The organism is Qipengyuania sphaerica, from assembly GCF_019711595.1.
Classification (GTDB): Bacteria; Pseudomonadota; Alphaproteobacteria; order Sphingomonadales; family Sphingomonadaceae; genus Qipengyuania; species Qipengyuania sphaerica.
The window spans coordinates 556,467-569,725 of sequence record NZ_JAIGNR010000001.1; the positions used below are offsets into that span (position 1 = coordinate 556,467).

The 13,259-nt window shown below is 63.6% G+C and carries 10 protein-coding genes; 5 read left to right on the plus strand and 5 right to left on the minus strand.

Annotated features, from left to right (window positions below):
- Nucleotides 1–87 precede the first annotated feature (87 nt).
- Genes K3178_RS02870 through K3178_RS02880 form a run of 3 tightly spaced genes read left to right on the plus strand, consistent with a single transcriptional unit; the run spans nucleotide 88 to nucleotide 2,764 of the window.
- Complete coding sequence (locus K3178_RS02870; protein ID WP_221569872.1) at nucleotides 88–939, plus strand: hypothetical protein; 852 nt, start codon at nucleotides 88–90, stop codon at nucleotides 937–939.
- Nucleotides 936–2,168, plus strand: coding sequence for a M48 family metallopeptidase (locus K3178_RS02875; RefSeq protein ID WP_221569873.1), 1,233 nt, complete (start codon nucleotides 936–938; stop codon nucleotides 2,166–2,168). The genes K3178_RS02870 and K3178_RS02875 overlap by 4 nt, the downstream gene beginning before the upstream one ends.
- Nucleotides 2,165–2,764 carry a hypothetical protein gene (locus K3178_RS02880; protein WP_221569874.1) on the plus strand — a complete coding sequence of 200 codons (600 nt, stop codon included), beginning with the start codon at nucleotides 2,165–2,167 and terminating at the stop codon, nucleotides 2,762–2,764. Before K3178_RS02875 ends, K3178_RS02880 begins: the two co-directional genes overlap by 4 nt.
- A gap of 6 nt (nucleotides 2,765–2,770) precedes the next feature.
- On the opposite strand, the gene K3178_RS02885 is transcribed toward K3178_RS02880, so the two are convergent.
- From K3178_RS02885 to K3178_RS02905, 5 genes are all read right to left on the minus strand, one after another.
- Entirely contained in the window at nucleotides 2,771–3,481 is a 711-nt protein-coding gene (locus tag K3178_RS02885) for a hypothetical protein (protein ID WP_247713491.1), read from the minus strand.
- Between the two features lie 80 nt (nucleotides 3,482–3,561).
- A complete protein-coding gene (locus K3178_RS02890) occupies nucleotides 3,562–4,329 on the minus strand; it encodes a hypothetical protein (protein ID WP_221569875.1) in 768 nt (255 codons plus the stop codon).
- Between the two features lie 151 nt (nucleotides 4,330–4,480).
- Nucleotides 4,481–4,783 carry a hypothetical protein gene (locus K3178_RS02895; RefSeq protein ID WP_221569876.1) on the minus strand — a complete coding sequence of 101 codons (303 nt, stop codon included), beginning with the start codon at nucleotides 4,781–4,783 and terminating at the stop codon, nucleotides 4,481–4,483.
- A 64-nt stretch (nucleotides 4,784–4,847) separates the two neighbouring features.
- Nucleotides 4,848–7,700: a M16 family metallopeptidase gene (locus tag K3178_RS02900; protein ID WP_221569877.1), complete on the minus strand. Its 2,853-nt coding sequence runs from the start codon at nucleotides 7,698–7,700 to the stop codon at nucleotides 4,848–4,850.
- 57 nt (nucleotides 7,701–7,757) lie between these two features.
- Nucleotides 7,758–9,977: an acylase gene (locus K3178_RS02905; RefSeq protein WP_221569878.1), complete on the minus strand. Its 2,220-nt coding sequence runs from the start codon at nucleotides 9,975–9,977 to the stop codon at nucleotides 7,758–7,760.
- A gap of 119 nt (nucleotides 9,978–10,096) precedes the next feature.
- Between K3178_RS02905 and K3178_RS02910 the strand changes: the two genes are divergently transcribed.
- Both K3178_RS02910 and K3178_RS02915 read left to right on the plus strand, forming a co-directional pair.
- On the plus strand, nucleotides 10,097–11,545 hold the full coding sequence (locus tag K3178_RS02910; RefSeq protein ID WP_221570759.1) for an ATP-binding protein: 1,449 nt from the start codon (nucleotides 10,097–10,099) through the stop codon (nucleotides 11,543–11,545).
- Between the two features lie 118 nt (nucleotides 11,546–11,663).
- Nucleotides 11,664–13,226: a leucyl aminopeptidase family protein gene (locus tag K3178_RS02915; protein WP_221569879.1), complete on the plus strand. Its 1,563-nt coding sequence runs from the start codon at nucleotides 11,664–11,666 to the stop codon at nucleotides 13,224–13,226.
- Nucleotides 13,227–13,259: the final 33 nt, after the last annotated feature.

Here is a 13,259-nt window from a genome sequence, read left to right on the forward strand (position 1 = left end):
TGAACAGGGGGAACCGTCGTATGTCAGCGACGGTTCATCCCTATTATGCGACTGTTTTCGCTCCCAATCATGCAAGGGTCGCCTGTCATGCGCAAAATTCTTGCGGCATTTGCCGTCGTGTCACTTTCGCTGGCCGCTGCCCAGCCTGCCGTCGCACAATTCGGCGGGCTCGAGCGCACGGAGGTCAAGGAAGGCTACCAGATTCGTCCCGGGCAGCAGAACATCCTTGTTTTCCGCCCCAGTGTCAGCGTGGGCGAGCAGACCACCGGCGGGATGAACGAACCGAACGCCGAATGGTCCGAAACGGCCAAGGCCAACCTCATCGGCGCGCTTTCGCAGATGCACGGCGCCAACGGCATCGAACTCGTCATGGTCCCCGACCAGGAAGGCGAGATGGGCGAGACGGTGGAAGAATATACCGCTCTCTTCGGCACGGTTGCGGGCGCAGTGCTCCAGCACAAGATGACCTATGGCAACCGCCTGCCGACCAAGAAGGACAGCTTCGACTGGACGCTGGGAGAGGACGCCGCACGGCTGAAGGAACTGGGCGGGGATTACGGCCTCTTCTTCTACACTTTCGACAGCTACGGCTCGACCGGCCGCAAGGTCCTCCAGGGTCTTGCGCTTGTGCTCGGCGGAGGCTTCGTGCCTTCGGGCGTGCATGTCGGCTATGCCGGACTGGTCGATCTCGAAAATGGCGATCTCGTCTGGCTCAACATCGACACATCGATGGGCGGCGATCCGCGCACGGTGGAAGGCGCGCAGAAGCGCGTGGCGCAATTGATGGAGGAGTTCCCGACCAAGGCACCCGACGTCGATGGCGAAGAGCCTGCGGGCTCGGTGATCGTCCTCCCGCCGGTCACGAATGACGAGGGCGAGGTATTGCCGGCCGAGGATGGGGCCGACCAGCCCGCTACGAACGAGGAGGACGGAGAATGAAGCGTCTCTTAGCCAGTGTAGCCTTCGCCGGTCTGGTCGCGCAGCCCCTCGCTGCGCAGGACACCGAAACCGAGGGCGCCGAAGCGCAGGCAGCTACGGAGAAGCAACTCCCGAGCGCCTACGGCTACGAGCCGCAGGACGATCTCGAGAAGGGTCTGTGGTACCAGATGGACGAGGCCGAGCGCCGCCTGAAGGAATCGCGTTTCCTTATCGAGGATCCGGAGCTCAACGAATACGTCCGCTCGGTCACCTGCAAGACAGTGGGCGAAGCGCGCTGCCAGGCAACGCGCATCTACCTCGTGCGCACTCCGGTCTTCAATGCAAGCATGGCTCCCAACGGAGTGATGCTGGTCTATTCAGGGCTGCTGCTGCGCATGCGTGACGAGGCGCAGCTGGCGGCGGTGCTGGCACATGAGTTTACCCACTTCGAAAAGCAGCACTCGCTGCGCCTGTTCCGCAACTGGCGCAGCAAGACCGACCTCCTGAGCTGGCTCTCCGTCATTCCCGTGCGCGTGCCCTATGCGGTCGGCATGGCGACGCAGGTCGCTGTGCTAGGCAACATGTTCTCCTTCAACCGCGAGATGGAGCGCGAGGCGGATGCGGGCTCGATCGAGGAACTGGTCGAAGCGGGCTACGATCCGCGTGCCGCATCGGCCATCTGGTCGCAGCTGGGCGCCGAGATGGACGCAACTGCCGAGGAGCGCGGCCATCGCAGTGACAAGAACCGTAACGGCGGACTTTTCGCCACGCACCCGCGCTCAACCGACCGCATGGGCAGGCTCGCCCAGATGGCGCGCGAGGCGATGGGGGAACAGGCTGAGGAACGCTATCGCGGCGCGGCCGAATATCGCGCGGCGCTGGCCAGCTGGTGGCCCGAACTGATCGAGGACCAGATTGCCCTCAAGGATTTCGGCGGCACCGAATATTTGCTGGCGACGCTGGCCGGAGACGATCCGATGGGCTGGACCGGCGACCTGCTCTATGCGCGCGCCGAACTTTACCGTGCGCGCGCCGAAGAGGGCGATTTCGCGCAGGCTGCCGAGTTTTACCGACAGGCCATCGCCACGGGCGAGGCTCCGGCAGAAAGCTGGCGCGGACTCGGCCTGGCTCTGATGCGTGACGGTTTCAAGCCCGAAGGGCAGGCTGCACTGCGCAGCTATCTCGAACTCGAACCCGACGCGCCCGATGCGGCGCTGCTCGCCTCGATGGCAGGGGAGGTGCAATCGTGAAGACCTGGATGAAACTGGCAGGGCCGCTGGCGCTTGCCTCAATGCTGGCCGCTGCTCCGGCAGAAGCCGGCTGGCGACTGGTGGAGGAGGGCGAAACGCGCAAGGTCGCCCGATCCAGCATGCGCGTAACAGCTCCCGTCGACTGGAACCGCGCCACCGAGCGTCCCACCAGCCGCAGCGAGATCTGGACGCAGGACGGCGTCGCGCTGTCCGAACTGATGTTCTATGCCAAGATCAAGGACGGCGAGACGCTGTTCAAGAAGCATCAGCGAAAGCGCAATCCTTTGCCCGAATTCAGCAAGGACATGCTGCTGACCGATCTCGTCGAATGGTACGAGGACACGGCCAATGTGGCGCTCGGCGGATCGCTGTTCGAGATCGTCGAGGTCAAGCCGGCGACGCTTGCGGGATACGAAGGCGTGCACTTCAGCTACAGCTACACCGGCGGCGACAATGTCGCGCGGCTGGGCGAAGCGCGCGCTGCGATCATCGACGAGAAACTCTATCTGATCAGCTTCGAGGCACCGCGGATTCACTATTTCGACCGCTATATCGCGGGCGTGCGCGCCATGATGGACAGCGCCCGCTTCGAATAATCCGGGTCAGCCCCCCTCGATCAGGGCATCGACCATGACATAGGTCTCGGGTCCAAAGCGAATTGTGATCCGGTCGCCGTCGCGGGTGGAGCTGAAGTCCCATCCGGCAGAGCCATCGGCCTGCGCGCTGTCCGCGCCGTAAGGCTCGGTTCCGTTGAAGAAGATCGCGCGCTTGCGGCCATCCGGCTTGGTGACCTCGACGAGGTTGGTCCCGTCATCGCCCCAGTTGCGCTTCACGCCCGCATCGCAGTTCTGCGTCGGCGCCTTGTTGTCGAAGCCGCAGGGCAGGGTGGTCGTCGCATGGTATCCGGTTGCCGCGTCCATGGCGTCGCCCTCGCCATAGGCGGGCTGGCTTACGGAGGTTCTTGCCTGTGCCTCGACCATGCCTGCATTCGCATCGCCCGTCGGGATGGTGACGATACTAACTCCGTCGACGACGTCGACAATCGCGCCGCCGATTGCCGCTGCGCTGGCTGGGCTCGGACATCCTACGAGCACGGCGCTGTCATCAAGATATTGCGAGGTGGCCGGACTTTCTCCCAGATTGAAGCAGGGATCCCCAGCATTGGGATAGCCTTCACCGAAAGGCGCGAGGCTTTCCGGGATGACTGCAACCTCTCCTGCTGTTGCGTCCTCTTGTGCGGGCGCGTCGCCAGCTCCGTTACAGGCGGATAGGACGAGGGCGGCAGCGCTCGCCAGACATGTTGGAACCCGCATGCTTGCTCTCTCCTGTCTTCAGCGCCGGTCGCGGCGTATGTCGATGCGACCTCTATTGCTGCAGGACCAGTCCGGACAGTTTATCTGAACCTGGCCCAGCATTCCTCGTACCCGCTTTTGAAGTAGGGTTCGAAACGGCTGTCGTATGCGCCGGAATGCCGGCCATGATACATGCTCATGCTCGCCCGCGCATCGCTCTTCCCGGCCCTGCACCCATCATCGAAATATGCCCTCTCGTTCGATCCGGGCTTCGGAGCTTTGCTTGCAGGGGCATAGCCGCCCTGACCGGAATGGTGGCGCAGGTTCGCAAGGCGCTCGTCAACACCCGACTGGTAGCCGCGGGAGTAGGCGTTCGACCGGTCGGCATTATGATATGGCGCGTTGTACAGGCCGTCCTTGTACCCTCGCTCGAAATGCGCTTCGTCCTCCACGTTCTCGTGGTGTTTGCTGTCGTCATGGTGATGCGACTTGTGGCTCAGAAGGGCGCCAAGGATCGCTGCGCCTGCAAGGGCGCCAATTGCCGCTGCCGCGTCGCCGCCGCTGGAACCCGAATGGCCGCAATCCCTCGGCCTCGCATCGGCAACCGAAGCCACTTCGTTTCCATATGCTTCGACACGGATGCAGTTGTTGTTCTGGCCGTGCCACCAGTAGCTGTACATGTAGCCGCGCGAATAGCTGTCGTGGCTGCTTTCGTGACGGAAGCCGCGCGCCTCGAGCTGGCCTTCGGCGTATGCTGCATCGCGCCCGTTCAGGAATAGCAACTGGTCCGCCTTTTCGGCAGCGAGCGGCGCGGCAATCATGGCGCACAGCGCGCCTGCTGCGATGGTACTCTTTTTCAGTCCGGACATGGTCGTTTTCCCTTACGATTACTGTGACGGGCAGTTGGCGGATTGCGACTCGTGTTCTCGGTTCTTGACTGCGCTCTAGCACATAGTGCTGCGACACGAAAAAGGCCGCCGGTATCGCTACCGGCGGCCCCTTTATCGGATGATGCTGGAATCAGCCCTGGCGTTCGCCCGTCAGCGGCATGTCGCCGAATGCGCCGGCGTTGACCTTGCCGGTCAGCTGGTCGCCAGCGACGGTGGCTTCGCAGTTGAGTTCCATCGGCATCGGGACGGTCATGTTCATCTTCCAGGTCAGCTTGTCGCCGTCGATTTTGCCATCGACAACGTCCATGCCGCCCATGCCGCCCTGCATCGAGCCGGTGAAGCTGTCGCCATCACCCGGAACGACGGTGAAAGTACCCTTCTGGTCGCCCATCGGGCTCTTGACGACGGTGTCATAAGTTCCGGCTACGGACATGCGTATTCTCCTTTGATTGCGTTAAACGCGTATTCGAGCTTGCTGACAACAATGTCAATAAGGCTCACTCTCCCATTTCGACCACTTCGACGTCGAGACCGAGCTGTTCGAGCTGCGGCTCGACCTGCTCGGCATCGCCGACGATAACCCAGACGAACTTGTCGGCATCGATCGCAGCACGGGCCGCAGCGTCGAGGCTTGCGCCGGTCTGCGCGCGATAGCGGTCCGCCAGCAGTTCGTAGTAATTGTCCGGGCGCCCGTAGAGCGCATTGCTCTGCATGGCGGACAGGACTGCGCTGGAGGTCTCGAAGCGGCCGGGAAGCTCGCCGATTTCGGCAGCCACGATGCGCTTCAGTTCCGCATCGGTCACGCCGCGCGTATCGAGGAACTCGCCGGTCTCGCGGATAAGCTCCGCCACGGCATCTCCGGTACGGTCGGCCTGGACGGGGGCACGCACGGTATAGGCAGTCGCATTCTCGTAGGTCTGCGGTCCGCCACGCACGCCGTAGCTCCAGCCCTTGGTCTCGCGCAGGTTCATGTTGAGGCGCGCGAGGAAGTTTCCGCCTAGCGCGTTATTGGCATTGAGGAAGTCGACATAGCTGTCATCGCGCGGATCGACGTCGACCACCTGACCGCCGTAGATATAGCTCTGCGGCGAATTCGGCCGGTTCACCAGCACCACCCGCCCAACATCGGGCCGGGCCGGCAGGTCGGCAAAGCGCTTCACGCCCTTTGCTGCATCGGGGGCATCCCAGTCGCCGAACACGGTGTTGAGAGCACCGACGATCTCGGCAAGCGGACGATCCGAAACGACGAAGACTTCGCCATTGTCGGGCCGGATCCAGCGATCCTTGAACGCCAGGATGTCGGCTCTTGTGATGCCCTTGACCGAAGCAACGGTGCCGTTCCCGGCCCCGCCGTAGGGATTTTCATCGCCATAGATGAGCGGAGCAATCGTGCGCGCGGCAATCGAGGCGGGCGTCTTGAGCTCCTGCTCGATGTTCGTCACCTGCTGCGTGCGGACACGCTCGATTTCGGCCGGATCGAAGGCGGGATTGCGAATAATGTCCGACAGGAGTTCAAGCGAGGGTACGAGGTTGGCCGACAAGGCCGACAGCGTGAAGTCCGACCGGTCCGAGCCGCCGCCGAGCGAGATGTTGGCCCCAAGCCGCTCGCGTGCTTCGGCAAGCTGCTGCGAGGTCATCGTGGTAGTGCCTTCGTCGAACAGCGTGAGGGCCAGCGTCTCCAGCCCGCGCTTGTCGAGCGGATCGGCAGTGCTGCCGGCGTTGAACGACATGGTGACATAGGTTGCCGGCACGGCGGTACGCTGTGCATAATGCACCGTCATCCCGTTCGCGAGCGTGGTGTGCTGGACGTCGGGGAAGTCGAGATTTGCGCTCGCAGCAATCGGCGGAGCGGGACGCACCTTGGTGACGGTGATCTCCTCATTTGCGGCATTGCTGTCGGCATCGGCAGCGCCTTCGACCGAAGCTGCCTCCTCGTAATCGTCGCCGCGTTCGCCGGGTTCGAGCACCAGGGTCATTGCCGGGCGGGTCAGCCAGCGCTGCATCGCGGCCTGGACTTCCGCCGGGGTCAGCGTGGCAAGGACTTCGAGCTGGTTGGCGTAGAAATCCGGATCGCCTGCCAGCACTTCGCCCTGGGCCAGAGTCACTGCCTTGCCGCCGAAACCACCGACCTGTTCGAGGCCGCGGATCGTTTGTGCCACGGTGTTCGTAGCTGCGCGGCGCACCTCGTCTTCCGTAGGTCCTTCGGCGATGAACTGCGCGATCAGTTCGTCGAGACGCGCTTCTACCGTTTCGGTCGCGACGCCCGGCTTGGCGGTCGCGCCAAGGGACAGCACGCCTACGCGCTGGAAGGAATAGTTGCCGCCGAAGGCGTAGACGGCAAGCTGTTCATCGCGGACAAGCGTCTGGTCGAGGCGGCTCGAGGAGAGACCACCGAGAATGTCCGCGCCCACCGTGAGTGCGGTCAGTTCGCGGCTGGTGATGCCCGGTGCGGTCCAGTATTTGGAGATGGTGGTCGCGGCGACCTGGTCGCGCATGATCGTACGGACGTCCTCTGCCAATTCCGGGATATCCGCCTGTGCCGGGTTATTGACCGGGCCGCGGGCGATGGGACCGAAGTACTTCTCTGCGAGGCGACGACCTTCGGCGGCCGAGACGTCACCGGCAAGCACAAGCGTGGCATTGTTGGGTCCGTACTTGTCGCGGAACCAGCTTCGCACGTCTTCCATGCTCGCGCTGTCGAGGTCGGCCATGGAACCGATCGGCGTGTGATCATAGGGATGGGGCGGCGGAAATAGGGTCTTTACGATCTCGTAGAAGACGAGCCCGCCGGGCTGGTTGTCGCCCTGGCGCTTTTCGTTCTGGACCACGCCGCGCTGGTTATCGAGCTTGCCCTGCGTCACCGCTCCGAGCAGATACCCCATCCGGTCGCTTTCGAGCCAAAGCGCGCGTTCGAGCGCTGCGGTCGGCACGGTCTGGAAATAGTTCGTCCGGTCGAAATTGGTGGTGCCGTTGTAATCGGTCGCGCCCATTTCCTGCAGGTACTGGAAGTAGTCTTCGGGGGCGTTTTCGCTACCGTTGAACATCAGGTGTTCGAACAGATGGGCGAATCCGCTTTTGCCCTGCGGTTCATCCTTCGAACCGACATTGTACCACACGGCCACGCCGACGACGGGCGCCTTGCGGTCCGTGTGAACGATGACATCGAGGCCGTTTTCGAGCGTGAACTGCTCGTAAGGAATGCTGACCTCATCGATCAGCGAGGCAAGGTCCGCCGGCCGATCGACATCGGCAACTGCCACAGGTGCAGCAGGTGCATCGCCCGGAACTGTGGCGCAGGCGGCAAGTAGTACGGGCGCGGCGGTTACCGCCAGCAAGGTCTTGAAACGCATAATCTCTCCCCTTTGAGCGACTCGGAAAGTCAGTGTGATTCGGACGCTAGAGCGTGGTCAGCGGTGCGTCACGGTCTTTCGCGAAACAGCATTGGCAAGGACATCATCACGCCAGAAGTGCACCGGTTTCAGCTTGTGATCGACGAATAGCTGCATCTGATCGGTGTAGTGCGGGCTGTCGGCGCGGCCATTGGCAGCACCGAAGGGCTGGATCGAGCGCGAGAAGACGCGCTTGCCCTCGGTCCACTCGACCCACTGGATGAAGCTGTCTCCATGAACGAGCGCGAGCCTCCCATCCTCGTCGACCCGCCAGGTGGTCGAGGCGCGCAGTGTGTCGGAGCCGCCGTCCAGCGGCAGGTCGACATCGCCCAGACGCAGGCGCAGGAGGTCCGACATGGGCGGATCGATGCGCCCGAAATGCTCGTTCAGATGGGCGACCGATTCCGACAGTATCTCGCGAACGACTGGTTCGGCCTTGTTCTGATATTCGGCGGACATGAAGTCCTTGATCATCAGCAGGGCGAGGGCGTCAGCTTCACCGATATTGTCCGCCTTGAAATCCCAATCCTGCAGCAGGTCGCGCGCCGCCGCCAGTTCGCCGTCGTCGGTAAGGTCGAGCGCGGCGAGTTCGTCCCACAGCTTCGCGATATAGCCGCTGCGCGAATAGGCTGTGTCGTATTTGATGCGTTCCAGATTGGCCCGGTCGAGCACTTCCGCTTCGCTCAGCAGGGTCCAAGCACGGCGCGACCGGTTGGTCTGTTTCAGTTCGACCCCCAGTTCTGCCGGGAAGGCATCGGGCGACAGGTCGTCCGCGGCGCCAGCTGCGGTGTAAGGTTCGTTGTTGGAATTGTAGAGCCAGCCGCTCGAAGGGTTGAGATAGCGCGGAAGCTCCTCGAAATCGATCGTCCCACGAGTCAGCAAAGCCGGATCGCTGCCATCGAGGACACCGCGCCAGTTGACGCGCTTGCCATTCACTTCGGCCGGGCGATCGGGGATCGCGGCATTATAGACATAGGCGATGTTGCCCGTCTTGTCGGCGTAAAGGAAATTGGTGCTCGGAATATCGAGCCGGGCGATGATGCTTTCCCATTCCTCGTAGGTCTTCGCCTTGTTGAGCCGGTAATAGGCATCGAGCTGGCCCAGATTGCCCATCCCGCCATAGCGGATGGCGAAGAAGCCCTTGTCGTTCTTGATCACCGGGCCGTGGACGCTGCGATAGAAGGTCTGCGTGATCGGGAGGACGATGGGTCCGAAGCGGACGGGCAGTATCTCCTCCCTGCTTTCCAGCTCGCGCCATTCGCCGCCGAAGCGGTAGTGCGTGCCGTCTTGATCCATTTCCAGCTTGTAGACTTCGGTCATGTCGGGGCGGTTGACTGTATTGGTCCAGCCCAGGTTTTCGTTGTGGCCGAGGAAGGGGAAGGGCGATCCGGGAAAGTTCGCGCCTGCATAGTGCCAGCCCTCACCGCTCTCGACGACCAGCTCGTACCAGGCGACACCGCCGCGCAGGGGCTGGTGGCTGTTCGAAATGAGCGTGGTCGGCCCGCCTGATTTCTCAGGGCTGACGGCAAAGGCGTTGGAACCGGGCAAGGCGCCCTCGGCGTGGAGCGGCGAGTAGGCGACATCCTCTTCGCTGCTTTCACCGGGCCGCGCGCCGACATCGCCTGCTGGCGGACGTTCGAAGCCCTCGATGTCGGGTCCGAATTCGCTGCGGAGTTCCTCGCCCTGGACGAGAGGCCCGATCACCCCGTTGAGGCCGAAGAAGAACGGCTGGCGCAGCGCGAAGCCGGCGGCCACATCAATCCCGTCCACTGGGAACAGATTGCCCAGCTTGACCTCGCCAGGGTTCTCGCGGGCAAACTGGTTGAGGCCCGCAGCATAGGCCTCGAACAGCGCGCGCGTATCCTCTGGCAGTTTTGGATATTCGCTTTCCGCCGTGCCGCGCGCGTCGAGGAGGTGGTAGGCATAGTCGAACAGCGCGCCGTCTTCGCCCGCGATCGCGCCATAGCGGCCGCGGCTCATGGCGATAACGTCCTGCAGTGTGGTGAAGTCGTCCTCTGCGTGAGCGATGGCGACACCGAAGGCGACGTCGGCATCGCGCTTGCCGTAAATATGCGGAACGCCGTAATGATCGCGGATGATCTCAGCAGTGTAGCTGGCACGAGAGGGCTGCACATCGTCGCGCTGTGCCCAGATCGGCTCCCATGTCGCCAGCACAACGAAAGCCACCAGCAGCAAGACGACGAGCGCGGCTCCGATGCGCCCCAACCATTTCCGCATAGATTTCAGTCCTCTCTTGAAACCTGCCTAGCGAGAGCGACGAGCCGAGGCAACGGGTTGGGCAAAACCATGGTTAGCGCACTATCGCGCAAAGGATTCGCGTGGCTAGCCAGAGCGAAGTGACAGCGCAGATCACCATAGGCCACGAACGCTCGGGCAAACCGGTCGAGTTCGATATCGAGGAACTCCTCGCGACCCGCCTGCTCGTCCAGGGCAATTCGGGCAGCGGCAAGTCGCACCTGCTGCGCCGCCTGCTCGAAGAGAGCGCCGGGATGGTCCAGCAGGTGGTAATCGATCCAGAAGGCGATTTTCCCTCGCTCGCCGAAGAGTTTGGCCATGTGGTGATCGATGGATCGGCCTATTCGCCGGGCGAGATCGAGGCGCTGGCCCGCCGTATCCGCGAACACCGCGCCAGCGTAGTGCTCGACCTCGACGGGCTGGAGGTCGAACAGCAGATCCGCTGCGCCGCGCAGTTCCTCACCGCGCTGTTCGATGCCCCACGCGAGCACTGGTATCCGGCGCTGGTGGTGGTCGACGAGGCGCAGATGTTCGCGCCTGCCGCAGCGGGAGAGATGGCCGAGGATACGCGCCGCATGACATTGTCGGCGATGACAAACCTCATGTGCCGCGGCCGCAAGCGCGGCCTTGCAGGCATCGTCGCCACGCAGCGGCTGGCGAAACTTGCCAAAAACGTCGCGGCAGAGGCCTCGAACTTCCTGATGGGCCGCACCTTCCTCGATATCGACATGGTGCGCGCGGCGGACCTTCTCGGCATGGAGCGGCGGCAGGCGGAGCGCATCCGCGAGCTGGAGCGCGGGCATTTCCTCGCGCTGGGCCCGGCGATCACGCGTCTGCCGGTCGCCTGCAAAATCGGTCCGGTGAAGACCGGCAACCAGGCGCGCAGCGAGGGGCTTATGGCGCTGCCTGATACCGCGCCTGCGGACATGGCCGATCTCCTTACCCGCGACCTCGCCGCCGACGTCGCCAAGGCACCCCCGCCACCTGCTCCGCCGCCCGCGCCGCGCGTTGACGAGCTTGAGGACAGCATTGCCCATGCCGAGGAGCGGCAGGCCGAAGCGCCCGGCCAGGGCCTCGACACATCGCATGTCGCCAGACGCATCGAGGAGATCATCGGCGAACTGGCGAGCGAGGAGGGCATCGCCTTCCAGTCTGCCAGCGCGCAGTACCAGACTTTCCTCACCCGCTGCCGCCGCGAGAGGCTGATCGGCCCCATGCCCGACATGCATGCCTTCCGCCGCCGCTTCGCGACTGCAGGCGCGGGGCTGGATGCGCTGGGTGAGGACATGCAGGCGCGGATCATGCAGCTTGCAGGCACGGTCGAGGAAGACCTTCTCGGGCCCTTCCTCGTGATTGCCAAGGCCGCCCATGCGGGCGAGACCGAGGTCGACGAGCATGAGCTGGCCCGCGCCTATGGCACCAGTTCACCGGGGCGCATCCGCCGCCTGCTCGACCACCTCGAGAAGCAGGGCCTGATCGTAGTGCGCGAGGATTTCGGCGGCGCACGTACGGTCATGGTCCCCGGCCTCGAAGATGCGGGTGTAAACTGACTCCCTTCGTCGAGTGACATCGACGGGTTGCCGAACCATCGCCTTGCCAGACTTGCCTGGCATGACCAGCCCGTGCAGCAGCCTGTTTGCAATACACATTGATCAAAGGGTCTGCATCATGAAGCGCACTTCGCTTGCCGCCATTTCCCTCGCTGTCGCTCCCGTGGCACTCATTCCGTCCGTGATCCACGCACAGGATGTCTCCGGCTCGGGCATCGTCCCGGCTACCATCGCAAACAGCGCGGAGCGTCCGATGAAGTTTGCCACGCAGGTGCCTGGCGGTGCCGCACTGGCCGTGGTGATGACCGATGCGAACCTGCCCGCAATCGAAGGCTTGCCTGCCGACGCGGCCGCACGGGTCGCGGCGGCGGAATTTACTGGCAGCGATGATACGATGCTCGAACTTCCCGCTGCTCCGGGCGCTCCCCGCATCGTGTTGTTCGGCGTAGCCAAGGAAGATGGCGGGTCACCCGACTGGCGCGTGGTCGGCGGCCGGATTGCGCAGGAACTGGCCAACGAAGATGCGGCTGTTGCCGTTGTGGGCCTTCCGGGCAGCGACGCGCTGGCGCTTGCTGCGCTGGGCGCAACCCTCGGACAGTATCGCTTCGACCGTTACAAGACCGATCGCGAGGATGCGCCCTCGCAGGCGATCACCTTCGTCGGAGCTGAAGAGAAGGCTGCAAGGATGGCGTGGGAAACTCGCCAGTCCGCTCTCGCGACCGGCGTTCGCTTCGCCCGGGACCTCGTCAACGAGCCAGCCAGCGTCATCTATCCCGAAAGCTTCGTCGCCCGCGCGCGAGAGCTTTTCAGGGACGTGCCGGACGTGTCCATCCGCGTGCTCGACCAGGCTGACATGCGGCGTCTCAACATGGGCGCGATCGCCGGGGTCGGGCAGGGCAGCAAGCGTCCGCCGCGCCTGATGATGATTACCTATCGCGGCGCATCGGGCGCACCGATCGCGCTCGCGGGCAAGGGCATCACTTTCGATACCGGCGGCATCTCGATCAAACCGAGCAGCGGCATGGGTGCGATGAAGCGCGACATGTCGGGCGCGGCAGCCGTGACCGGTGCCATCTACAGCCTCGCCAAGTCCCGCGCTCCGGTGCACGTAGTGGCAGTGGCCGCTCTGGCGGAGAACATGCCGGGCGATAATGCCCAGCGCCCGGGCGATGTGGTGAGGACCATGTCGGGCAAGACCATCGAAATCGTCAGTACCGACGCCGAAGGTCGCCTGGTCTTGTCCGATGCCATCGAGTATGTGGTGAGCGAAGCGAAGCCCTACGCGCTGGTCGATATCGCCACGCTGACCGGCTCGGTCGGACGCGCGCTTGGCCCCGAATATGCGGGTGTATTCGCACGAGAGGATGCCTATGCGGAGGCCGCGATTGCCGCGGGCGAGCGAAGCACCGAGGAGCTGTGGCAGCTCCCTATGCACGAAACCTACCGCAAGGCCGTGCGCGATTCGGAGATGGCCGATGTCGTCAATTCGGGCGTGTCGCCCGGCGCGAGCTCGGGCGCGCATTTCATCGAATATTTCGTGCCCGAGGACCTGCCGTGGTTGCATATCGACATGGCCGGAGTCGACGATCCCAAGGTGACCACTCCGCTGGTGCCCAAGGGTTCGAGCGGTTTCGGTGTGATGCTGCTAGACGAACTGGCGCGCAGCTGGCGGCCCGAATAGCGGGAAATTCTTGCCCCTTCGTGGATTGAACTG